The organism is Sphingopyxis indica, assembly GCF_900188185.1.
GTDB lineage: Bacteria > Pseudomonadota > Alphaproteobacteria > Sphingomonadales > Sphingomonadaceae > Sphingopyxis > Sphingopyxis indica.
Window position 1 is genome coordinate 18203 of record NZ_FZPA01000003.1, and the last position, 22826, is coordinate 41028.

16 protein-coding genes are annotated in these 22826 nt (G+C 66.1%); 7 read left to right on the forward strand and 9 right to left on the reverse strand.

Going from position 1 to position 22826, the window contains the following annotated elements:
- Positions 1-86 precede the first annotated feature (86 nt).
- Entirely contained in the window at positions 87-2222 is a 2136-nt protein-coding gene (locus CHB69_RS06145; protein ID WP_089215126.1) for a TonB-dependent receptor, read from the reverse strand.
- Between the two features lie 91 nt (positions 2223-2313).
- On the opposite strand from CHB69_RS06145, the gene CHB69_RS06150 reads away from it, so the two are divergent.
- Both CHB69_RS06150 and CHB69_RS06155 read left to right on the forward strand, forming a co-directional pair.
- Positions 2314-2877, forward strand: a complete 564-nt coding sequence (locus CHB69_RS06150) for a hypothetical protein (RefSeq protein ID WP_141133925.1) — start codon at positions 2314-2316, stop codon at positions 2875-2877.
- Positions 2878-3022: 145 nt separating this feature from the next.
- A complete protein-coding gene (locus tag CHB69_RS06155; RefSeq protein ID WP_089215128.1) occupies positions 3023-4351 on the forward strand; it encodes a Gfo/Idh/MocA family protein in 1329 nt (442 codons plus the stop codon).
- A 191-nt stretch (positions 4352-4542) separates the two neighbouring features.
- Here the strand turns inward: CHB69_RS06155 and lepA are convergent, their stop codons facing one another.
- Positions 4543-6366, reverse strand: coding sequence for a translation elongation factor 4 (lepA, locus tag CHB69_RS06160; RefSeq protein ID WP_089215129.1), 1824 nt, complete (start codon positions 6364-6366; stop codon positions 4543-4545).
- 41 nt (positions 6367-6407) lie between these two features.
- Between lepA and CHB69_RS06165 the strand changes: the two genes are divergently transcribed.
- Positions 6408-10115, forward strand: coding sequence for a type ISP restriction/modification enzyme (locus tag CHB69_RS06165; RefSeq protein ID WP_212541895.1), 3708 nt, complete (start codon positions 6408-6410; stop codon positions 10113-10115).
- Positions 10116-10142: 27 nt separating this feature from the next.
- Here the strand turns inward: CHB69_RS06165 and CHB69_RS06170 are convergent, their stop codons facing one another.
- The 4 genes from CHB69_RS06170 to argH all read right to left on the reverse strand — a co-directional run bounded on the left by CHB69_RS06170 (position 10143) and on the right by argH (position 13970).
- Positions 10143-10913, reverse strand: coding sequence for a precorrin-2 dehydrogenase/sirohydrochlorin ferrochelatase family protein (locus CHB69_RS06170; RefSeq protein ID WP_089215300.1), 771 nt, complete (start codon positions 10911-10913; stop codon positions 10143-10145).
- 149 nt (positions 10914-11062) lie between these two features.
- The gene (lysA, locus tag CHB69_RS06175) at positions 11063-12322 is read right to left on the reverse strand and encodes a diaminopimelate decarboxylase (protein ID WP_089215131.1); all 1260 of its coding nucleotides are present in this window, start codon (positions 12320-12322) and stop codon (positions 11063-11065) included.
- 18 nt (positions 12323-12340) lie between these two features.
- Positions 12341-12598 carry a hypothetical protein gene (locus CHB69_RS06180; protein WP_089215132.1) on the reverse strand — a complete coding sequence of 86 codons (258 nt, stop codon included), beginning with the start codon at positions 12596-12598 and terminating at the stop codon, positions 12341-12343.
- 1 nt (position 12599) lies between these two features.
- The gene (gene argH / locus CHB69_RS06185; RefSeq protein ID WP_089215133.1) at positions 12600-13970 is read right to left on the reverse strand and encodes an argininosuccinate lyase; all 1371 of its coding nucleotides are present in this window, start codon (positions 13968-13970) and stop codon (positions 12600-12602) included.
- On the opposite strand from argH, the gene CHB69_RS06190 reads away from it, so the two are divergent.
- The 3 genes from CHB69_RS06190 to CHB69_RS06200 all read left to right on the forward strand — a co-directional run bounded on the left by CHB69_RS06190 (position 13969) and on the right by CHB69_RS06200 (position 17740).
- Positions 13969-14598: a TlpA family protein disulfide reductase gene (locus tag CHB69_RS06190; protein WP_089215134.1), complete on the forward strand. Its 630-nt coding sequence runs from the start codon at positions 13969-13971 to the stop codon at positions 14596-14598. The two genes, argH and CHB69_RS06190, sit on opposite strands and share 2 nt — an antisense overlap.
- A 181-nt stretch (positions 14599-14779) precedes the next feature.
- Positions 14780-15934, forward strand: coding sequence for an acyl-CoA dehydrogenase family protein (locus tag CHB69_RS06195; RefSeq protein WP_089215135.1), 1155 nt, complete (start codon positions 14780-14782; stop codon positions 15932-15934).
- A 267-nt stretch (positions 15935-16201) separates the two neighbouring features.
- Positions 16202-17740 carry a glycerol-3-phosphate dehydrogenase gene (locus CHB69_RS06200; RefSeq protein ID WP_089215301.1) on the forward strand — a complete coding sequence of 513 codons (1539 nt, stop codon included), beginning with the start codon at positions 16202-16204 and terminating at the stop codon, positions 17738-17740.
- Positions 17741-18016: 276 nt separating this feature from the next.
- Here CHB69_RS06200 and ahpF read toward each other — a convergent pair whose 3' ends face one another.
- The 3 genes from ahpF to CHB69_RS06215 all read right to left on the reverse strand — a co-directional run bounded on the left by ahpF (position 18017) and on the right by CHB69_RS06215 (position 21601).
- Complete coding sequence (gene ahpF, locus CHB69_RS06205; protein WP_089215136.1) at positions 18017-19600, reverse strand: alkyl hydroperoxide reductase subunit F; 1584 nt, start codon at positions 19598-19600, stop codon at positions 18017-18019.
- A gap of 140 nt (positions 19601-19740) precedes the next feature.
- A complete protein-coding gene (ahpC, locus tag CHB69_RS06210) occupies positions 19741-20304 on the reverse strand; it encodes an alkyl hydroperoxide reductase subunit C (protein ID WP_089215137.1) in 564 nt (187 codons plus the stop codon).
- A gap of 115 nt (positions 20305-20419) precedes the next feature.
- Positions 20420-21601: an MFS transporter gene (locus CHB69_RS06215; RefSeq protein ID WP_089215138.1), complete on the reverse strand. Its 1182-nt coding sequence runs from the start codon at positions 21599-21601 to the stop codon at positions 20420-20422.
- Positions 21602-21805: 204 nt separating this feature from the next.
- Here CHB69_RS06215 and CHB69_RS06220 point away from each other — a divergent pair, with 204 nt between their 5' ends.
- Positions 21806-22717: a LysR family transcriptional regulator gene (locus tag CHB69_RS06220; protein ID WP_089215139.1), complete on the forward strand. Its 912-nt coding sequence runs from the start codon at positions 21806-21808 to the stop codon at positions 22715-22717.
- Positions 22718-22826 lie beyond the last annotated feature (109 nt).

A 22826-nucleotide genomic window follows, 5' to 3' on the forward strand; every position in this document is an offset into this window, starting at 1 on the left:
GCCGGGCCGCGCCAGAAATTACTGGCGCGGCCCAATATTTGCTTGGGGCAGAGACCGGGGCGGAGGGCGGCCCCGGCCCCTGCGGCTCAGAAATTCACCCGCGCGGTCAGGCGGATGTCGCGCCCGGCAAGCGGCGCATAATCCTTGAGGAAGCTCGCGTGCCGCCGCGCGTCGACGTCGAAGATATTGTTCGCCGACAGTGCAAAGCTCAGCGGGCGGTCGGTGCCCCACGGCCGGAAATTGATCTCGGCATTGACCATCGTATAGCCCTTCGTCGGCGTCTCGAAGGTCGAAATGCGATCTTGGTCGTCGACCCATTCGACCTCGCCGCGCACGTCGATCTTGGGCGAATTGACGCCGAGACCGCCGAGCAGGCGCAGCGGCGGGATGCGCGGCGCCGGGCCGACGTCGACGATCCGCGCGTGCGTATAGTCGGCGAGCCCGTCGGCGACGATCTCGGCATCGCCCAGCTTCGCGAGCGTCAGCGACCCCTGCACCTCGAAGCCGTAATAGCGCGCGTCGGCCTGGCTGAACTGATAGACGGGCAGCCCGTCCTCGATCTCGCCGGTCCGGTCGTCATAGATGAAGTTCGAGAACCAGCTATGATAGGCCGAGGCTTCGAAGGTATAGCCCGTCCCCTGCCCGCGCAGCACCGCTTCGACGCTCCACGCGGTTTCGAGGTCGAAATCGGGATTGCCGATCTCGAACGCCTCGGTCCCCGCGTGCGGCCCGTTGGCGAACAGCTCCTCGGCCGCCGGCGCGCGCTCGGTCCGCGACACATTGACGCCAAAACGCCAGTCGTCCGCAAAACGGTACGACGCGCCCAGCGAGCCCGAGAAGGAATCGAAGCTGCGGTCGCCGGCGAAAAATTGCGGCTGGCCGGGCAGCGGCTTGGCGCTCAGGCTCGTATGCTCGAACCGCGCGCCCGCTTCGAGCTTCAGCCGGTCGAAATCGAGCTGCTGCAACGTGAACAGCCCCCATTGCCCGGTGCTGTTCTTGGGCAGAAAGGCTTCCTCGCCGACCACGTTGAAATCGCGGGTATAGAATTGCGCACCGGTCGCGCCCGACCACAGGCCGCGCCTGGCCTGGGTGAACTCCAGCCGGCCTTCCATTCCCTTGTTATAGAAGGTGGTGCCGACCTCGCCATTCTCTTCCAGCTCCGAATGCTGATAGTCGGCATAGCCGAAGCGCAGCTTGATCTTGTCGATCAGGCTGCCGTTCGCATTCACCTCGGCGCGCGCGTCGATGCGGTCCTGCGACAGGCTCAGCCGCGGCGCCTCCTGCTCCTGCCCCGGCTCGGTCGCAAAGCGGATCGGCACGCCATAGAGGCTGTCATAATGGCTGTAGGCGATGCCCAGGCTGCCGCCCTCGCCGATATAGGCGATGCCCGCGCCCGCGGTCCACGTCTCCGCGGCGCTGTTGGGCAGCTTGCCGCGCACCGCGGCGTTGGCGGCGAAGTCGACCGGCTCCTCTTCGTCGGGATCGACAGGCAGCGCCGCCGATTCGAGCGCCTGCGCGCGCAGTTCGGGGGTCAGCGCATAGCCGCCGATCCGCATGTCGTCGGACTTCATATAGCTGCCGTCGGCATGGACGACGAGATGCCCGGTCAGCGGCACGTCGACCGCGCCCGCGACCGAGCGCTCCTTCGCCGCGCTGCCATAGGTGGCGATCGCGCCGACATGCACCGGCTCGCCCGGCACTTCGGTCGGGATGCGCTTGTCGAGCACGTTGACGACGCCACCGATTGCAGCCGAGCCATAAAGCAGCGACTGCGGCCCGCGCAGCACCTCGATGCGGTCGGCGAGCAGCGGGTTGACCACCGTCGCATGGTCGGCCGAGGTGTTCGACACGTCGATCGAGCCGATGCCGTCGGTCAGCACGCGCACGCGCTCGCCCTGCAGCCCGCGCAGCACCGGGCGCGACGCGCTCGGCCCGAACGAGGTCGCCGACACGCCCGGCGTGCGCGCCAGCGTCTCGCCGATCGAGGGGCGCAGCTTCTGCGTCAGGTCGGCGCCTTCGAGCACCGCGACCCCCGACAGCATGTCCTGCCGCGCGGTCGGCAGCACGCCGGTCACCACGATGTCGCGGCTCGGCTCGTCGTGATAGGCATCGGCCTGATCCGTGGTTCCGTCCGCGGCGGCGGTGTCCTGGGCGTGGGAGAGAGTGGCAGCGCCCGTCATCGCGATCATCGCGCAGCCGGCCCGCAGAAGGATCATCCGCATGAATGCTTCCCCTAATATGTTATGATATAAAAATGTGTCCGCCCGTCGCGGCAGCACGAAAGGCGAGGGTCCGGCTACGCCTTTCGTCCATATGTTACAACATCACATTTTTCGTTTCGACGCCGTTCCGCCTCGCTTCGTCGCAGGACCCGCCCGGAAAGCCGCGCAAATGCGCCCGAAAACGCGACGCCGCATTTTTCGCTTTCCTACAACAATCCTATTTGGTTCTTTTATTGAGTTTCAACGAACCGAAAGCGAATCAGCCATGCCGCAAGATATCCTGCCGCCGCTCACCGGCACCGCCCCCTCCGCCCCCGATTCCCCCGGCGAAGAGCCCTTCGTCGCCGACCCCGACGACCTGCCGCCCGAGCTTGCCTTCGATCCCGTGCCGCAACAGACGAAGCGCTGGGCGGGGATCATCCCGCACAAGCAACGCCTCTTCGTCGCGCATCTCGCCGCGACGGGGTCGGTGACGATGGCGGCAAAGGCCTCGGCGCTCTATCAGCTGCGCAAGCGCGAGGGCGCCGCCGGCTTCTCGCCGCCGCGTGAACCGCGCGGTCGAAACGTGGCCCGTGGGTCCTTCGGGATCGATAAGCGAGAGCCGTACTGCCCGCGCCAGCCTCTTCAACCATATCCGTCCCCGCATGACAGTTGAGTTGCGGCCCGGGCCAAGCCGCCTTGTGCGGTCCCGTGAGCTGGAAAGCAGTCATTGGGCCTGCCCGGCGGCCCGCACTTTACGCCTTGCGCCGGGATATGTTTGCGCTACCAACGCCGGAACGATTGTCGAGGAGAGGACCCGTATGACCGCCAGCTTCGATCGCCGCACCCTTCTCGCCGGCGGCCTCGCCGCCTCGGCCGCAACCCTCGCGCCGCTTGGCCAGGCCTTTGCACAGAACCGGCGCCGCGCGTCCGCCAACGACAAGGTCCAAGTGGGTCTGATCGGCTGCAAGGGGATGGGCTGGGCGAACCTCATGGCGATGAGCAAGGGCGCCGACGTCGCCCCCGTCGCCCTCTGCGACGTGGACGCCACGGTCCTGACCGGTCGCGGCAGCGAGCTGCAGAAGGCCTCCGGCCGCGCGCCGCGGCTTTACGACGACTATCGCCGCATGCTCGACGACAAGTCGGTGGATGCAGTGATCGTCGCCACGCCCGACCACTGGCACGCGCTCCAACTCACCGACGCCATGTCGGCGGGCAAGGACGCCTATTGCGAAAAGCCGCTCGGCAACTCGATCGCCGAATGCCGCGCCATGGTCGCTGCCAAGCAGCGCCACAACCGCGTGGTCCAGGTCGGCCAGTGGCAGCGCAGCAACCAGCATTGGGCCGATGCCGTCGCCCATGTCCATTCGGGCGGCATCGGCCGCGTGCGCAAGGTCAAGGCCTGGGCCTATCAGGGATGGATGAAGAACGTCCCGCCCCAGCCCGACCAGGCGCCGCCTCCCGGCGTGGATTACGACCGCTGGCTCGGCCCGGCGCCATTGCGTCCGTTCAACCCGAACCGCTTCCACTTCACCTGGCGCTGGTACTGGAACTATGCCGGCGGCCTGATGACCGACTGGGGCGTCCACCTGATGGACATCGCCCTGCTCGGCATGAAGGCTGAGGCACCGAATTCCGTCAGCTCGCTCGGCGGCCCCTATGCCTATCCGGATTCGGCCATGGAAACGCCGGACACCCAGACCGCCATTTTCGACTTTGGCAATTATTCGGTGGAATGGGAGCATGCGGTCGGCATCAGCCACGGCCCCTTCGGCGGCGGCGACCATGGCGTGGCCTTTGTGGGCGAGACCGGCACGCTGGTGGTGGACCGCGGCAAATGGTGGGTCTCGCCCGAGATGAGCGACGGCAAGGCGCTAACTCCGGAAATTCCCGTCACCAATGCCGTGGACAACGGGCTCGACCGGCACACGGCGGACTTCATCGCCTGCGTGAAGGATCGCGCACGCACGCCCGCTTGTCCCATCGAGTCGGCCGCCAATACCGCCATCGTCTGTCAGATGGGCAACGTCGCCTGGCGCACCGGACGCAAGGTCCATTGGGATGCCGTTGCGGGCCAGTTCAAGGATGACGCCGAAGCCAACGCCCTGATCACACCCCGCTACCGCGCTCCTTATCGCCTGCCGGCGTAAGCGGGGCCGGACACGGGCAGGGCGCGGGCCAGAGCCACCACCACGTCGCGCGCGCGGACCAGGAGGCCGGCGGTCTGCTTCTCCTCGCTCTTCACCGCAACGGAGCAACGGAGCAACGGAGCAACGGAGCACATGCCCGGCCGCTGCGCCGCCTCCCGGGGGGCGACCGGTCTTGGAGCGCGATACCGACGCTAAGCATCATCCCCCATCCGCAGCGCCGCGATAAACGCCTCCTGCGGGATGTTCACATTGCCATATTCGCGCATCCGCTTTTTGCCTTCTTTCTGCTTTTCCAGCAGCTTCTTCTTGCGGGTCGCGTCGCCGCCGTAGCATTTGGCGGTCACGTCCTTGCGCAGCGCGGCGATGGTTTCGCGGGCGATCACCTTGCCGCCGATCGCCGCCTGGATCGGGATCTTGAACATGTGGCGCGGGATCAGGTCTTTCAGCCGCTCGCACATGCCGCGGCCGCGGGCCTCGGCGCTCGCGCGGTGGACGATCATGGAGAGCGCGTCGACGGGCTCGTTGTTGACGAGGATGCTCATCTTGACCAGGTCGCCGGGGCGGTGGCCGATCTGGTGATAGTCGAACGACGCATAGCCGCGCGAAATGCTCTTCAGCCGATCATAGAAATCGAACACGACTTCGTTGAGGGGCAGCTCGTAGGTGATCTGCGCGCGGCCGCCGACATAGGTCAGGTTCTTCTGAATGCCGCGGCGGTCCTGGCACAGTTTCAGGATCGGCCCCAGATAATCATCGGGGACATAGATCACCGCCTCGATCCACGGCTCCTCGATCTCGTCGATGCGATTGGGGTCGGGCATGTCGGCGGGGTTGTGCAGTTCCATCTCGGTCGGGCCGCCCTCCTTCGACCGCGCGAGCTTCAGCTTATAGACCACCGACGGCGCGGTGGTGATCAGGTCGAGGTCATATTCGCGGGTCAGCCGCTCCTGAATGATCTCGAGGTGGAGGAGGCCCAGGAAGCCGCAGCGAAAGCCGAAACCCAGCGCGGCGCTCGTCTCCATCTCGAAGCTGAACGACGCGTCGTTCAGGCGCAGCTTGTGGATGCTTTCGCGCAGTTTCTCGAAATCATTGGCGTCGGTCGGGAACAGGCCGCAGAAGACGACCGGCTGCGCTTCCTTGAACCCCGGCAGCGGCGCCGCGGCGGGGCGCTTCGCGTCGGTCACCGTGTCGCCGACGCGCGCCTGCGCGACGTCCTTGATCTGCGCGGTGATGAAGCCGATCTCGCCCGGGCCGATCGCGGACAACTCCTGGCGCTTGGGCGTGAAACAGCCGACGCGGTCGATCAGATGGGTGGTGCCCGCCTGCATGAACTTGATCTGCTGGCCCTTTTTCAAGGTGCCGTCGATCACGCGGACCAGGATGACGACGCCCAGATAGGGGTCGTACCAGCTGTCGACGAGCATCGCGACGAGCGGCGCGGCGGCATCGCCCTTCGGCGGCGGGATTTTGGCGACGATGGCCTCGAGCGTCTCCTCGATGCCGATCCCCGACTTGGCGCTGGTCAGCACCGCATCGTCGGCGGGCAGGCCGATGATGTCCTCGATCTCGGCCTTCACCTTGTCGACGTCGGCGGCGGGCAGGTCGATCTTGTTGATGACGGGGACGATCTCATGGTCGTGCTCGATCGACTGATAGACGTTGGCGAGCGTCTGCGCCTCGACCCCCTGCGCCGCGTCGACGACGAGCAGCGCGCCCTCGCACGCGGCCAATGACCGCGACACTTCATAGGCGAAGTCGACGTGGCCCGGCGTGTCCATCAGGTTGAGCTGATAGGTCTCGCCGTCGTGCGCCTTGTAGGAAAGGCGCACCGTCTGCGCCTTGATCGTGATCCCGCGCTCTTTCTCGATGTCCATATTATCAAGGACTTGCGCCGACATCTCGCGCTCGGTCAGCCCCCCGGTGAACTGGATCAGCCGGTCGGCGAGCGTCGACTTGCCATGGTCGATGTGCGCAATGATGCTGAAGTTGCGGATATGCGAGAGAGGAGTCGTCATCGCGCGCCGTTAGCAGGCGAAAGCGCGGCTGTCAGCAAGGAGTGGGCGGCGCGGCCCGCGCGAGGCGATTTCGTCCAAAGTTCAGTAAAGTTCAGCCTTGTGACGCGTCCTTTCCCTGGTGGGGCCGCCGCACCGAAAGGCCGGCGGTGTCCGACGAATCAGTGAGCGAGCCGCCCGGTGCGGCGGCACGCGCAGGCGTTGCGACGGGAGGGCGGGATCGGACGAGTCAAAGAGCGATGGCGGCAATGCTGGCACAGCGGGATAATGTAGGAAAGCGATATTTTCGCGCGGAGACGCGGGGGGAGGCGAAGAAGAAGAAAAGAGGATCTCACGCAAAGGCGCAAAGGCACGAAGAGGCTTGCCCTGCAGCGGGAGCGACGCCACTGTGCCGCCGTCGAGAAGGGCAGATCGGGGCGAAAAGATTAATGGATATTGCCGGTTATCTGGAAGAGGTGCGTTCACAGTTCGAGAGCGGACACGCAACCGAGCATAGCTATCGCCCCGCCTTGTTCCGCCTGTTTCAGAGCATCGACCCGGCGATCACCGTGGTCAACGAACCGAAGCGCGGCGACGCGGGCATGGTCGACTTCCTGTTCGAGCGCGACGGCGTGCCCTTCGGCTGGGCCGAGGCGAAAGACATCGACAAGGACGTCATCCGACTGAAAGGCTATTCGGTCGAGCAGCGCAAACGCTATGAGGCGGCCTATCCCAACCTGATCTATACCAATGGCGTCGATTTCGAGTTCATCCGCGACGGCGCGCCGGTGCATTTCGTGTCGATCGCCGATTTCCTGTTGGGGTTGCAGCAGAACCCGGAGCGGTTCGAGGAACTGGAACGCCAGCTTCGCCTGTTTGCGGAAGCGAAGCCGATCAGCATCCGGTCGGCGGCAAAGCTGGCCGAGATGATGGCGGCGAAGGCGGCGATCATCAAGGACGAGATCGGTATCGCGCTGGCCGACGACCCCGACTATCGCAGCGGGCTGGGCGGCCAGTATCAAAGTTTCAAGGCCAATCTGCTGCCCGCGCTGACCCCCGACGAATTTGCCGACATTTATGCCGAGACGATCACCTACGGCATGTTCGCCGCGCGCTTTCACGACGACACGCCCGACACATTCAGCCGCGCCGAGGCGCTGGAGAAACTGCCCGCGTCGAACCCCTTTCTGAAAGGGTTGTTCGATTATATCGCCGGCCCGGCGCTGCCCAATCGCCTGCGTTATATTGTCGACGATCTGGCGCAGGTGCTGCGCGCGAGCGACCCGCATTCGCTGTTCAAGGATTTCGGCAAGTTCACCGCGCGCAACGACCCCTTCATCCATTTCTATGAAGACTTCCTCGCCGCCTATAACCCCAGGAAGCGCAAGAGCCGGGGGGTGTGGTACACGCCCGAACCCGTCGTCGATTTCATCGTCCGCGCGGTCGACGATGTGCTGAAGAGCGAGTTCGGCCTGCCCGACGGGCTGGCCGACACCAGCAAGGTGACGGTCGACTGGGACACCGGGCAGGACGACCCCAAGACGGGCAAGGCGCGCACGATCAGGAAGGATGTTCACAAGGTCCAGATATTGGACCCGGCGACGGGCACGGGCACCTTTCTGGCGAAGGCGGTGCAGCTGATTTCGGACCGGGTGAAGGCGCGCGCGCCGGGCAAATGGTCATCCTATGTCGAACAGGATCTGCTGCCGCGACTGCATGGTTTCGAGCTGCTGATGGCGAGTTATGCCATGTGCCACATGAAGCTGGACATGATGCTGACCGAGACGGGATACAAGCCGAGCGCAAAGCCGCCGCGCCTGTCGGTGTGGCTGACCAACGCGCTGGAACCCGCCGAGCGCGAGGTGAAGGACCTGTTCTTTCAGCCGCTCGCCGAGGAAGCACGCGGGGCGAGCGAGGTCAAGCGGCAGACGCCGATCATGTGCGTCATCGGCAATCCGCCTTATTCTGGGCACTCATCCAATAAAGGCGATTGGATCGAGAGCTTGATGGCCGACTACAAGGTCAGCCCGGAACTCAAGCGCCCCGCGCAAGCCAAATGGCTTTCCGACGACTATGTGAAGTTCATTCGTTTCGGCGAGCATATGATCGAACGGAACGGCAAGGGCGTGTTGGCCTTCATCACCAACCACGGCTACCTCGACAATCCCACGTTCCTCGACATGCGGGACCACCTGCGGAAGACGTTCGACCGCATCTATGTTCTGGATCTGCACGGCAATGCCAAGAAAAAAGAAGTTGCTCCGGACGGCTCTCCGGACAAAAATGTCTTTGATATTCAACAAGGTGTTGCTATATTCATAGCAATTAGGCTCGGCAGTGGCTCGGCAGTGGCTCGGCATGCCGAGCTTTCGGAAATCCGCCACGGCGAGCTTTGGGGCGGTCGCAACGCCAAGAACGAAGCCTTATGGGCCGGAACCGTGCAGGCGTTGTGCGACCAGGATGTTTCGCCTGAATCCCCACCGTGGCGATTCAAGCCGACCGATAAGGAAACGGAAGCCGCGTATCTTGTCGGCTTCTCCGTCGCCGACCTGTTTTCCCCGAACGGCAGCCCTGCACCGGGTATCGTAACCACCCAAGATGAGTTCGCCATTTCATGGAATAGTCTGGAAACAGCTGAAAAGGTCGAAGCGTTGTTGGCTACGCATGATGAGGCCGAAGCGCGAAGGCTGTTCCGGCTCTGTTCTCAGAACCAGTGGAATTATCAGGCAGCAAAAAAGGCTCTGCCAACTACCGATTGGAGGTCGCTGATAACCCCAGTGCTCTATCGGCCTTTCGACGTCAGGTTCACGGTCTATGATTCTCATGTTGCCGTGCATCGGCGAGAGCGAGCTATGAACCATTTCTTCAAGCGCAACGATCTTGGTTTGATGATTGCCCGGCAGGCCATTCAGGGCGACGCTGGTTACAGCCAAGTGGTTGCCGTTGATAAGATAATCGACAATCGCGCTATCTTCTCAAACAAGGGCATCTCGCAATTATTGCCTCTCTATCTCTATCCGAAGGAAGGGACACTCGACCGGACCATCCGCCTGAATCTCGATCCCAAACTCTACGCCGCCATCTGCGCCGCCGCCGGGATCGACCCCACCGATACTGCGATGTCGCGCAAGGCCGATGGCCCCCACCCCAACCCCTCCCCTGAAGGGGAGGGGTTTTATGATTTCCGCGCCGCCACGGGCGACGCGCGGCCGAGCGAGGTCAAGGTTTTCGACTATATCTATGGCGTGCTGCACGCGCCGAACTATCGCGAGACCTATGCCGAGTTTCTGAAGATCGACTTTCCGCGCATTCCCTACCCCAAGTCGCCTGAGGCGTTTCGCCATGTCAGCGAAAAGGGTGAGGCGCTGCGGCGGCTGCATCTGATGGAAGCGGCCGCGATCGGCGAGACGCCCTATCGTTATGACGGCGAAGGCGGCGATGTGGTGGCGAGCGGCTTTCCGAAGTTCGAACCCTGTTCGCAGGGGAGCGCGGGCTCGCCCTCTCCTTCCGGCGCTGACGCGCCTCCCTTCTCTCCCCCGAAGGGGAGAGGGCAGACGGGCCGTGTGTTCATCAACAAGGATCAATATTTCGAGGACGTGTCCGAAATCGCGTGGAATTTCCATATCGGCGGTTATCAGCCGGCGCAGAAGTGGCTGAAGGACCGGCGCGGGCGGGCGCTGTCGTTCGACGACATCGGCCACTATCAGAAGATCGTCAAAATCCTGTCCGAAACCGACCGGATCATGCGCGAGATCGAGCTGCCGCTCGAATAGCGCGATCGGCCGGGCGCGACGACGGCCCTATAGGGTCACCCACAGCACCAGCCCCGGCGGCGGCGCGGGCGGCGGCGCGTCGGCGGGGTGACGCACCGCGTCGGCGCGGGCGCGGGCGAGGATGGCGGGGGGGACGCCCGGCGCGTGGAAGATATGGTCGGCCTGGCCGAGCAGGCGCGCGGCGCGCAGCGTGAGGTCGTCGGGGTCGGCGCTGGTCAGGCGGATGGTTTCGAGGCGCGCGGGGCGCGCGGCCGTTTCGGGCGCGGCGAGCCAATCCTCGACTTGGCCGGCGGCGTCGGGGGCGAGCGGGTCGAGCGGGGCGCCAGGGGCGAGCGCGGCGTCGATCGCGCGGCGGCGGCTGGCGGGGTCGGGCCAGCGCGCCTTCATCGCATCGCGCGCCTTGAAGAGCGCCGCAGCGAGGTCGCCGAGCCGGGCGGGCAGCAGCGCCTCGATGCGCTGGCGCACCGCCTTGGCGAGCCCCGCCGAGGCGCCGCCGGTGCCGATCGCGATGGTGACGGGGGCGCGGTCGACGATCGCTGGCGTGGTGAAATCGCAGAGCGCCGGGCGGTCGACGACGTTGACGAGCAGCCCCTTCGCGCGCAGCGCTTCGGCGGCGGCGCGCGCGGCATCCTCGTCGGCGAGCGCGACGAAGGCGATGGTGGCGCCCGGCTCCCATGCGCGGACGATGCGGCCGCCCGCGCGCTCGATCAGCCGCGCCTTGGCGTCGGCGGCCTCCCCCTCCCCCACCAGCACGGCGGCGCGGCCGGAAAGGTTCAGGAAGATGGGGAGTTGGTGCATCGAATGTCCTTCTCGTTCGTCATGCCGGACTTGATCCGGCATCCATTCGCCCTCGCACCAGCGGGCAAGCGCCGAATGGACCCCGGATCAAGTCCGGGGTGACGAAGGAAGGGATAGACCCGCGACCGGCCTCCGCGCAACGCAGCCGATCACTCGATCCAGTCGGGCACGCGTTCGGCGGCCATGATCGTGCCCGCGGCAATGCGGTCGGCGACGGTGATATAGCGGTCGCCGTCGACGAGCACCTCGGGCACCAGGCTGCGGCTGTTGTAGGTCGAGGCCATGGTTGCGCCATAGGCGCCCGCGGTGCGGAAGGCGGCGAGGTCGCCCGATTTCACCGCGTCGATCACCCGGTCGCGCGCGAAGGTGTCGCCGGTCTCGCACACCGGGCCGACGATCGAGGCGGTCATTTTCTCGCCGTTCGGCTCGACCGCCACGAAATCGTGATACGCATCATAGAGCGCGGGGCGCGCGAGGTCGTTCATCGCGGCATCGACGATCACGAAGGGGTGGCTCGCGCCGGGCTTGACCCACAGCACTTCGGTGAGCAGCACGCCGGTATTGCCCGCGATCACGCGGCCGGGTTCGAACATCAGCGTGACGTCCCAGTCCTTGGTCACGCGCGCGACCATCGCGCCATAGTCGGCGGGCGACGGCGGATTGTCCTCGGGCCGATAGGGCACGCCGAGGCCGCCGCCAAGGTCGACGTGGGTGATGCTGTGCCCCGCGGCGCGCAGGTCGGCGATCAGGCGGCCGACGCGCTCGAACGCGGCTTCGAGCGGCGCGAGGCTGGTGAGCTGGCTGCCGATGTGGAGCGCGACCCCGCGCATCTTCAATCCCGGAAGCCCTGCGAGCCGGTCGAAGATCGCGGGCGCGACGTCGATGCCGACCCCGAACTTGTTCTCGGCCTTGCCCGTCGAGATTTTCGCGTGGGTGCCGGCATCGACGTCGGGGTTGACGCGCAGCACCGCCTGCGCGGTCGTTTCCTTCGCCGCGGCGATCTCCGCAAGCGCGACGCCTTCGGGTTCATGCTCGATATTGAACTGGCCGATGCCGCGGTCGAGCCCCTGCGCGAGCTCGGCGCGCGTCTTGCCGACGCCCGAAAAGACGATGTCCTCGGCCGCCATGCCCGCGGCGAGCGCGCGTTCGAGCTCGCCGCCCGACACGACGTCGGCGCCATAGCCCTGCCGCGCGAGCACGCGCAGCACGCCCAGATTGGGGTTGCACTTGATCGCAAAGGCGATGTGCTTCTTCGGCACATCCTTCAGCGCGTCGCGGAACACCTGCGCATGGCGCTCGAGCGTCGCGCGCGAATAGACATAGACGGGGGTGCCGATCTCTTCGGCGATGCGGGGCAGCGGAATATCCTCGGCGTGGAGGACGCCGTCGCGGTATTGAAAATGATCCATGAAAGAAGGTCCTGAAACTCAGCCCGGCGGGGGCAGGTCGAAATCGTCGGGTTCGCGCTTTTCCGAGCGTTTGAGAAGTTCGTCGCTGCGCACCGGCATGGCCTGTGCGTCAGGCGTCGTAAGCTCCTCGTTTGTCGGGGGGCGCGTCGCGCCGATGGGAATGACCGGGGCGGCCTGTCCCGCCACCGGTTTCAGATCCTCGCGCTGACCGCAACCGCCGAGGGCGGCCAGCAAGGCGGCTCCCCCGAAAGTCGCAGCGATCAGACGAATGCGCATGTCAATTCTCCAGCGCGGCGCGCGCCGCGGCGATGGCGTCTTTTACCCGCTCGGGAGCGGTGCCGCCATAGCTCTTGCGGCTCGCGACCGACGCCTCGACGGTCAGCGCCGCGAGCGCGGCGGGCGTCACCGCGGCGTGGATCGCGGCCGCCGCTTCGGCGGGCAGCTGCGACAGGTCAACGCCGAGTTCTTCGCATCGTTTCACGCAGGCGCCGACGATGTGATGCGCCTCGCGGAAGGGCACCCCCGCCTCGCGCACCAGCCAGTCGGCAAGGTCGGTCGCGGTCGAATAGCCCGATGCGGCGAGCGCGCGCATCCGGTCGGTGCGGAAGGTCAGCGTCTCGACCATGCCGGTCATCGCGGCAAGCGACAGCGCGAGCGCGTCGAACGCTTCGAAGACGGTCACCTTGTCGTCCTGCAAATCCTTCGAATAGGTGAGCGGCAGCCCCTTCACGATCACGGCGAGCCGCTGAAAGGCGCCGAGCAGCAGCCCCGCGCGTCCGCGCACCAGCTCGGCGGCGTCGGGGTTGCGCTTTTGCGGCATGATCGAGCTGCCCGTCGACCAGGCGTCGGGCAAGGCGACGAAGCCGAAGGGCTGGCTCGCCCAGATCACCACCTCTTCGGCAAGGCGCGAGAGATGGATCGCGGCGATCGACGCGGCGGCGCAGAATTCGAGCGCGAAGTCGCGGTCGGACACCGCGTCGATGCTGTTCGTCATCGGCCGGTCGAAGCCGAGCGCCTGTGCCGTCGCGTCGCGGTCGAGCGGAAAGCTGGTCCCCGCGAGCGCCGCGGCGCCGAGCGGCGATTCGTTGAGCCGCGCGCGCGCATCGCGAAAGCGCGAGCGGTCGCGGCGCGCCATTTCGACATAGGCGAGGAGGTGATGGCCGAGCGTCACCGGCTGCGCGACCTGCAAATGGGTGAAGCCGGGCATGATGCTGTCCGCATGGTCTTCGGCGCGCACGAGCAGCGCGACCTGCAAGCCCTTCAGCCCCGCGTCGATGCGGTCGCAGGCGGTGCGCGTCCACAGGCGGAAGTCGGTCGCGACCTGGTCGTTGCGTGAGCGCGCGGTGTGCAGCCGCCCCGCCGCTTCGCCGACGATCTCCTTGAGCCGCGCTTCGACGGTCATATGGATGTCTTCGAGGCTGAGGTCGACGGGAACGCCGTTCGCCGCATATTCCCCCGCGATCTGCGCAAGGCCGGCATCGATCGCCGCGGCGTCTTCGGCGGCGATGATCCCCTGCGCGCCGAGCATCGCGGCGTGCGCGCGGCTTGCGGCGATATCCTCTTCCCACAGCCGTTTGTCGACGGGGATCGACGCATTTATCTCTTGCATGATCGCCGCCGGGCCGCCACCGAAGCGGCCGCCCCACATGCTGTTACTCTCGGGAGAATTCGCCATTCGCCGCGTCCCAGATCCGAAATATGCCCTGCTCGCCCTGCTGCTCGCGGGGGCGGTCGCGGGCTGCGATAGGGAAAAGCCGCAGGCGGAGCAAGCGGACGCGCGACAAGCAAATGTTTCGCAAGGCGAAGCGAAGCGCGGGATCGAGAGTTTCGAGCATAAGCTCGACCGCAGCCATGCCGGCGAGGCGGCACCGAGCGCGACCTTCCGCGGTCCCGACGACGCGCCGGTGACGCTCGCGGCCTTTCGCGGGCGTCCGCTGCTCGTCAATCTGTGGGCGACCTGGTGCGCGCCGTGCGTCGCCGAAATGCCGACGCTCGACAAGCTCGCCGCCGCGCGGCGCGGCGCGCTGACCATAGTGCCGATCGCGCAGGATATTCAGGGCGCCGAGGTCGTCGATCCGTGGTTTCAGCAGGCGGGGCTGAGCGTGCTCCAGCCCTATCTCGACCCCGAAAATGCGCTGATCGACGCCGCCGCGGGCGGGCTGCCGACGAGCATCCTCTATGATGCCGACGGCAAGGAAGTGTGGCGGATCATCGGCGCGATCGACTGGCAGGGCGAAGAGGCGAAAAAGCTGCTGGCGGAGGTGGCAGAACGATAGCGTCGAAGAATGATCGAATCGAAGAGCGACGTGTGTCCCCGCGAAGGCGGGGACCCATCTCCTGCCGGTTCAACATGGAATCGCCGGGAGATGGGCTCCCGCCTTCGCGGGAGCACACAGCTTCTTGATCGAATGGAGTGACCTTCGCTGCGATGACGGCGACGGGCGGACAGGGGAGAAGATGTTGCACGATTATTCCGACATCCGCGAAGAGGTGGCGAAACTCTGCGCGCAGTTTCCCGGCCCCTATTGGCAGGCCAAGGACAAGGCCCGCGAATATCCGTCGGAGTTCGTCGCCGCGCTGGGGCAGGCAGGCTATCTCGCGGCATTGATCCCCGAGCAATATGGCGGCGCGGGGCTGCCGCTCTCGGCGGCCGCCGCGATCCTCGAGGAAATCCAGCGCCAGGGCTGCAACGGCGGCGCGGTCCATGCGCAAATGTATGTGATGGGCACGCTGCTGCGCCACGGATCGGAGGAGCAGAAGGCGCGCTATCTGCCGAAGGTTGCGACCGGCGAGCTGCGGCTGCAGGCGTTCGGCGTTACCGAGCCGACGAGCGGCACCGATACGCTGAGCCTGAAGACCACGGCGAAGCGCGACGGCGACGAATATGTCGTCAACGGCCAGAAATTATGGACCAGCCGCGCCGAGCATAGCGACCTGATGATCCTGCTCGCGCGCACGACGCCGCGCGAGGAAGCGGCGAGCCGGACCGAGGGACTGTCGGTCTTCCTCGTCGACATGAAAGAGGCGCTCGCCGCGGGGACGCTGACGATCCGCCCGATCGACACGATGATGAACCATGCGACGACCGAAATCTTCTTCGACCGGATGCGCGTCCCCGCCGCGAACCTGATCGGCGAGGAGGGCAAGGGGTTCCGCTATATATTGTCGGGGATGAACGCCGAGCGGCTGCTGATCGCCGCCGAGTGCATCGGCGACGCAAAGTGGTTCATCGAAAAGGCATCGAGCTACGCCAGGGAGCGCGTGCTGTTCGGCCGTCCGATCGGCCAGAATCAGGGCGTGCAATTTCCGATCGCCCGCGCCTATGCGCAGATGCGTGCCGCCGAGCTGCTCGTCCGCGACGGGATCGCCCGATATGAGGCGGGCGAGAACGCCGGCGCCGAGGCGAATATGGCAAAGATGCTCGCCGCCGAAGCAAGCTGGGCCGCGGGCGAGGCGTGCATCCAGACGCACGGCGGCTTCGGCTTCGCCGCCGAATATGACATCGAACGCAAATTCCGCGAGACGCGCCTCTATCAGGTCGCGCCGATCAGCACGAACATGATCCTCTCCTATGTCGCCGAGCATGTGCTGGGGATGCCGCGGAGTTATTGAGCGCGCGCGGACGCGAGCGACCGTTTCGGGGTGGTTAGCTGTCATTCGACCAAACCCCTCCTCTTCAGAGGAGGGGCAGCGAGACTTGCCAGCTTGCTGGCTTAGTCGCAGCGGGGTGGTGCTAGACGTCTTGCGCGCTATCGCGCGCCACCACCCCCAACCCCTCCTCTAAAGAGGAGGGGCTTATTACGCCCGCTCCCGCCCGAAAGCCGACACCACCGCCACCAACGATTCCATTTCGCCGCCAATCCCATTATGGCCGAACCCATGACCGCGCCGCCGCCACCCTATGACGTCATCGTGATCGGCGGCGGGGTCAATGGCGCAGGGGTCGCACGCGACGCGGCGGGGCGCGGCGCGCGGGTGCTGCTCGTCGAGGCGGGCGATCTCGCGCAGGGCACCTCGTCGGCGTCGACCAAGCTGATCCACGGCGGGCTGCGCTATCTCGAACATTATGAATTCACCCTCGTGCGCGAGGCCTTGAAGGAGCGCGAGGTCCTGTGGGGCATCGCGCCGCATATCGTCCGGCCGATGCGCTTCGTGCTTCCCTATCGCGACGGGCTCCGCCCGCGCTGGCTGCTGCGGCTCGGGCTGTTCCTCTACGACCATATCGGCGGGCGGAAGATGCTGCCCGCGACGCGCTCGATCGACCTTCGCAAGCATCCCGCCGGCGCGCCGCTCGAGACGCGCTATGTCCGCGGTTTCGAATATTCGGACGGCTGGGTCGACGATGCACGCCTCGTCCTGCTCAACGCGCGCGATGCCGCCGACAGGGGCGCGCGCATCCGCACCCGCACCCGCGCCGAGGCGATGCGTGTCGAGAAGGGGCTGTGGGTGGTCGAGGCGACTGGCGCGAACGGACGGAGCTACAGCTTCACCGGGCGCAGCCTCGTCAACGCCGCGGGGCCCGCGGTGCTCGACGTGCAACGCCTCGCGTCGGCGCCGCCCGATTTTGGTATGCGGCTGGTGCGCGGCTCGCACATCGTCGTGCGCAAGCTGTTCGACCACGACTATGCCTATTTCTTCCAGCTTCCCGACGGGCGGATTTTCTTCGCCATCCCCTATGAGCGCGACTTCACCTTGATCGGCACCACCGACGCCGATCATCAGGGTTCGCTGGCCGACATCCAGGCGAGCGCCGGGGAAATCGCCTATCTGTGCGAGGGCGCAAACCAATATTTCCGCGCCGCGATCACCCCCGCCGACGTCGTCTGGACCTATTCGGGGGTGCGGCCGCTGATCGAGGACGGGTCGGGCAGGCCCGAAGCGGCAACGCGCGGCTATCGCATCGACCTCGACAGCGATGAAGGCGCGCCGCTGCTCACCATCTATGGCGGCAAGATCACCAGCTATCGCCACGTCGCCGAAGAGGCGGTCGATGCGCTTGCCGAGGTCGTGCCCGCGCTGAAGGGCAAGCGCTGGACCGGCGCCTCGCCGCTGCCGGGCGGCGATTTTCCGGCCGACGGCGCCGCGACGCTGAAGGCCGAATATCGCCTCGCCCACCCGTTCCTGCCGGCCGCGACGATCGACCGGATCGTCAAGGCCTATGGCACCGACGCGCGGCGCTGGCTCGGCGGCGCGCAGGACTGGGACGCGCTCGGCGGCGAAATCGCGCACGGGCTGAGCGCGGCCGAGGTGGAGTGGATGGCGACGCGCGAATGGGCGCAGACGACCGACGACATATTGTGGCGGCGCAGCAAGCTGGGGCTGCATTTTTCCGATGCGGACGTGGAGCGGCTGGCCGAGTGCCTTGGCGCCATCACAGCGAAGCCAGCACCGCCCGAAAAATCGTCACCCCGGACTTGATCGGCGACTGTCCCGCTCGCATCCGTAATCTCGTCATTGCGAGCCCTTCGACTGCCTTGCAGGCGCTCAGGATAAACTGCGCGAAGCAATCCAGGGCGGTTTACGCCTACCCTGGATTGCTTCGCTTCGCTCGCAATGACGGCGTATCGGGCCTCCACGGATGTCCACGGGATAATGGCCGACTTGATTCGGGGTCCATTCGGGCGCCGCAGAAAATGGATGCCGGATCAAGCCTGTCCAGAGCTTGTCGAAGGGTCCGGCATGACGAGACAGATATTACGCCGCTTCGGCCTCTGCCTTCACCGGCAGGCGGATCATATAGTCGAATGCCGACAGCGCCGCTTTCGACCCCTCGCCCATCGCGATGACGATCTGCTTGTAGGGCACGGTCGTGCAGTCGCCCGCCGCGAAGATGCCCGGCTGGCTCGTCTCGCCGCGATGATCGACCTCGATCTCGCCGCGGCCCGACAGCGCGACCGCGCCCGCCAGCCATTCGGTGTTGGGAACCAGCCCGATCTGGACGAAGACGCCTTCCAGCTCGATCTGGTGCGGCGTATCCCTATTGCGATCCTTATAGGCAAGACCCGTCACCTTGTTCCCGTCGCCGAGCACTTCGGTGGTCAGCGCCGAGGTGATGATCTTGACGTTGGGGAGGCTCGCGAGCTTGCGTTGCAGTACCGCATCGGCGCGCAGTTCGCTTTCATATTCCACCAGCGTCACATGCGCGACGATGCCCGCGAGGTCGATCGCCGCCTCGACCCCCGAATTGCCGCCGCCGATCACCGCGACGCGCTTGCCCTTGTAGAGCGGGCCGTCGCAGTGCGGGCAGTAAGCCACCCCCTTGTTGCGATAGGCGTCCTCGCCGGGGACGCCCATCTGGCGCCAGCGCGCGCCGGTCGACAGGATCAATGTGCGCGCCTTCAGCGACGCGCCGCTCGCCAGTTGCACCTCGTGCAGTCCGCCTTCCTGCCGGGCCGGGATCAGCTTTTCGGCGCGCTGGAGGTTCATGATGTCGACGTCATAATCCTTCACATGTTGCTCGAGCTGCGCGGCGAGCTTCGGCCCTTCGGTGTGCGGGACCGAGATGAAATTTTCGATCGCCATCGTGTCGAGCACCTGCCCGCCGAAGCGTTCGGCGGCGATACCGATGCGGATGCCCTTGCGCGCGGCATAGATCGCCGCCGCGGCGCCCGCGGGGCCGCCGCCGACGACGAGCACGTCGAACGCGTCCTTCGCGGCGATCTTTGCAGCCGCCTTCGCCTCGGCACCGCTGTCGAGTTTCGCGATTATCTGTTCGAGTTCCATGCGGCCCTGCCCGAATTCCTCGCCGTTCAGAAAGACGGTGGGCACCGCCATCACCTTGCGCGCCTCGACCTCGGCCTGGAACAGGCCGCCGTCGATCGCCGTATGGGTGATGCGCGGGTTGATGACGCTCATCAGGTTCAAGGCCTGCACGAGGTCGGGGCAATTCTGGCACGAGAGCGAGAAATAGGTTTCGAAATGATAGTCGCCGCCCAGCGCCGCGACCTGCTCGATCAGCTCGGGCGCAGTCTTGGGGGGATGCCCCCCGACCTGCAGCAGCGCGAGGACGAGCGAGGTGAATTCATGGCCGAGCGGGATGCCGGCGAAGCGCACCGCGACGTCATGGTTGCTTGCGCGGCGGATCAGGAAGCTCGGGCGGCGCGCATCGTCGTCGGCGCGGCTGACGCCGACCTTGTCCGACAGGGCGGCGATTTCGTCGAGCAGCTCGGCAAGCTCCGCCGACTTTGCGCCGTCGTCGAGCGAAGAGACGAGTTCGATCGGTTCACGAAGATTCGTGAGAAGACCCTGAAGCTGCTGCTTCATATTGGCGTCGAGCATGGGGAGAGCTCCTGCGGGAAGGAAAGAAAGAGCCGTGTATCCCCGCGAAGGCGGGGATCCATCTCCTGAGGGTGCGAAATCGCGCCGTCCGGTGATGGGCCCCCGCCTGCGCGGGGGCACACCGCTTCATTGTGCCGGTCTTAGATCTTGCCGACGAGGTCGAGCGAAGGTGCCAGCGTGTCGGCGCCCTCTTCCCACTTCGCGGGGCAGACTTCGCCCGGGTGGCTGACCCAATATTGCAGCGCCTTGATCTTGCGCAGCAGTTCGGCGGCGTTGCGGCCCACGCCCTCGGGGGTGATTTCGAGGAGCTGGATCTCGCCCGCGGGATCGAGGACGAAGGTGCCGCGGTCGGCGAGGCCGACGCCTTCACGCAGGACTTCGAAATTGTTCGACAGCGCGTGGTTCTGGTCGCCGACCATATAATAGTCGATCTTGCCGATCGCCGGCGAGGTGTCGTGCCACGCCTTGTGGCAGAAATGCGTGTCGGTCGACACGGCGAACACCTCGACGTCCATCTTCTGAAGCTGCGGATAGATGTCGGCGAGATCCTCGAGCTCGGTCGGACAGACGAAGGTGAAGTCGGCCGGATAGAAGAAGAAAACCGCCCACTTGCCCTTCACATCGGCGTCGGTGATGTCGACGAACTTGCCCTGCTTGTAGGCGGTCGCCTTGAAGGGTTTGAGGGTGGTGTTGAGTACGGACATGGAGAGCCTCCTGTTGGTGATTGGAGGCCCTCCCCTAGTGGTTCATTGTGCAGTGCGGAAATTGGAAATCCGCGCCGCATTGATCGGAAATTTCGATCAATAATGGCTTGAATTTTCAGCGTTCCGAATATGCCACCGCCGGGCACGCCGCGGATGTCCTCCGCTGCCGCGACGCGAGCACGATCGCCAGCCCGGCAACCGCCATTGCCGCACCCGCGAGCGATACCGCCGGGAAGCCAAGCCCCAGCCCGATCACCGCGCCGCCGAGCGCCGCACCGATCGCATTGCCGAGATTGAAGGCACCGATATTAACCGCCGAGGCAAGATTGGGCGCATCGGACGCGGCCTCCATCACGCGCATCTGGAGCGGCGGCACGATCGCAAAGGTCGCGACGCCCCAAGCGAAGATGGTGATCGCCGCTGCCGCCGCCGAAAACATCGTCGCGGCGAACAGGACGAGCAGCACCGCGAGCGCCGCCAGCGCGACGATCAGCGTCCGCTCGATCGACTTGTCGGCGAACAGCCCGCCGAGCCAGTTCCCGACCGTCAGCCCGAGCCCGTAAACGACGAGCATCGCGGTCACGAACAGCGTCCCCGCCCCCGTCGCTTCGCGCAGGATCGGCGCGATATAGGTGAAGACCGTGAACATCGCCGCCGACCCGACCGCTGTGAGCGCCAGCGCAACGAGCACCTCGCGCCGCCGCAGCACGCCCAGTTCGGCGAGCATGTCGGTGCCCTCGCCACGCGGCATGTCGGGAAGCGCGACGCGCAACGCCGCCATGGTGAAGAGCCCCCACACCGCGATCGCGCCGAAGGCAGCGCGCCAGCCGAAGCTCTCGCCGATCCACGGCGCGAGCGGGACGCCGACGACGTTGGCGAGCGTCAGCCCCATGAACATCGCCGCGACCGCGCTCGCGCGCCGTTCGGGTGCGACAAGGCTCGCCGCGACGACCGATCCGACACCGAAGAAGGCGCCGTGGTTGAGCGAGGTAATCACGCGCGCGGCCATCAGCATCGCATAATCGCTCGCGATCGCCGACAAGAGGTTGCCGAGCGTGAAAATGCCCATCAACGCGATCAGCAAGGTGCGCCGCTTCATCCGCCCGGTCGCGAGCGTCATCAGCGGCGCGCCGGCCATCACGCCGAGCGCATAGGCCGAAACGAGCAGCCCCGCGGCGGGGATCGAGACGCCGAGCCCGGTCGCGATGTCGGGGAGCATCCCCATCGGCGCGAATTCGGTGATGCCGATCCCGAAGGCGCCGATCGAAAGGGCAAGGAGAGCCGGATTGATCTTCATCGTCTTTCGTCCCGTCAGACCATCGCCGGGTTCAGGCGGGCGAAGCCCTCCTGCTGGCGATAGGGGGTGTGCGCGGGAACGCGCTGGCCCGACGATCCCAATTGGCGATAATCCATGGTCATCCCTTTCAATTGCGAATAGGGCGCATAGATAGAGGCGCGTCATGCGACCGATTAGCGGCCGGATGCGCCAAGGATTTTTGCAATGGACGCAAAGATGGATGGAAGCGCCGACCGCGCGCGGGCAATGGAAGTGTTCGCCGCGGTCGCCGCGGAGGGCAGTTTCTCGGCCGCCGGGCGCCGGCTCGACCTCACGCCGTCGGCGGTGAGCCGGACGGTCGACCGGATCGAGGCGCGGCTCGGCGTGCGGCTGCTGCTGCGCTCGACGCGCGCGCTGGCGCTCACCGCCGAGGGCGAGGCCTATCTGCGCTCGGCGAAGCGCATCCTCGCCGACCTCGACGACAGCGAACAGGCGATCGCCGACCAGGGCGCGCCGCGCGGGCGGCTGCGCGTCAGCGCCGCGCACGCGCACGGCCGGCTGTGCATCGTCCCGCGGCTTGGCGAGTTCGCGCGCCGCTATCCGCATATAGTGGTCGACATCAGCCTCTCGGACCGGCTCGTCGACGTCGCGGCGGGCGAGGCCGACGTCGCGGTGCGCTTCGGCCCGCTCGCCGACAGCCCGCTCACCGCGCGCAAGCTCGGCGAGAACCGGCGCGTCGTGATCGCCTCGCCCGCCTATCTGGCGCGCCACGGCACGCCGCAGCTTCCCGAGGATCTGCTCGGCCACAATTGCCTGAACTTCAACTTCCGCCGCGCCGAGCCGGTGTGGCCCTTTCGCCGCGACGGCAAGGATTTCGCGCTGTCGGTGAAGGGGAATATCGAAGCGAACAACGGCGAAACGCTGGGACAGCTCGCGGCGGCGGGAGTCGGGATCGCGCGCGTCGGAGCGTTCAGCGTCGTCGACGAGATCGCGCGCGGCGAGCTCGTCCCGATCCTCGAAGACTATAATCCGGGCGACGTCGAGACGATCCACGCGGTTTTCGCGGGCGGAGCGAATACCCCGGCGCGGGTCCGCGTGTTCGTCGACTTCCTCGCCGAAAGATTGGGGTTGCGGTAGACTGGCTCGGTCCGATCCAAATAGCCGTGTGCTCCCGCGAAGGCGGGAGCCCATCTTCCGAACCATGCTATATGGCACCGCCGTGCGATGGGTCCCCGCCTGCGCGGGG

What these genes read in the sequence shown, in the direction of transcription:
- CHB69_RS06145 (WP_089215126.1), bottom strand. Translation starts at nt 2,222, where the DNA reads ATGCGGATGATCCTTCTGCGGGCCGGCTGCGCGATGATCGCGATGACG.
- CHB69_RS06150 (WP_141133925.1), top strand. Translation starts at nt 2,314, where the DNA reads ATGTTACAACATCACATTTTTCGTTTCGACGCCGTTCCGCCTCGCTTC.
- CHB69_RS06155 (WP_089215128.1), top strand. Translation starts at nt 3,023, where the DNA reads ATGACCGCCAGCTTCGATCGCCGCACCCTTCTCGCCGGCGGCCTCGCC.
- lepA (WP_089215129.1), bottom strand. Translation starts at nt 6,366, where the DNA reads ATGACGACTCCTCTCTCGCATATCCGCAACTTCAGCATCATTGCGCAC.
- CHB69_RS06170 (WP_089215300.1), bottom strand. Translation starts at nt 10,913, where the DNA reads ATGCACCAACTCCCCATCTTCCTGAACCTTTCCGGCCGCGCCGCCGTG.
- lysA (WP_089215131.1), bottom strand. Translation starts at nt 12,322, where the DNA reads ATGGATCATTTTCAATACCGCGACGGCGTCCTCCACGCCGAGGATATT.
- CHB69_RS06180 (WP_089215132.1), bottom strand. Translation starts at nt 12,598, where the DNA reads ATGCGCATTCGTCTGATCGCTGCGACTTTCGGGGGAGCCGCCTTGCTG.
- CHB69_RS06190 (WP_089215134.1), top strand. Translation starts at nt 13,969, where the DNA reads ATGCTGTTACTCTCGGGAGAATTCGCCATTCGCCGCGTCCCAGATCCG.
- argH (WP_089215133.1), bottom strand. Translation starts at nt 13,970, where the DNA reads ATGTGGGGCGGCCGCTTCGGTGGCGGCCCGGCGGCGATCATGCAAGAG.
- CHB69_RS06195 (WP_089215135.1), top strand. Translation starts at nt 14,780, where the DNA reads ATGTTGCACGATTATTCCGACATCCGCGAAGAGGTGGCGAAACTCTGC.
- CHB69_RS06200 (WP_089215301.1), top strand. Translation starts at nt 16,202, where the DNA reads ATGACCGCGCCGCCGCCACCCTATGACGTCATCGTGATCGGCGGCGGG.
- ahpF (WP_089215136.1), bottom strand. Translation starts at nt 19,600, where the DNA reads ATGCTCGACGCCAATATGAAGCAGCAGCTTCAGGGTCTTCTCACGAAT.
- ahpC (WP_089215137.1), bottom strand. Translation starts at nt 20,304, where the DNA reads ATGTCCGTACTCAACACCACCCTCAAACCCTTCAAGGCGACCGCCTAC.
- CHB69_RS06215 (WP_089215138.1), bottom strand. Translation starts at nt 21,601, where the DNA reads ATGAAGATCAATCCGGCTCTCCTTGCCCTTTCGATCGGCGCCTTCGGG.
- CHB69_RS06220 (WP_089215139.1), top strand. Translation starts at nt 21,806, where the DNA reads ATGGACGCAAAGATGGATGGAAGCGCCGACCGCGCGCGGGCAATGGAA.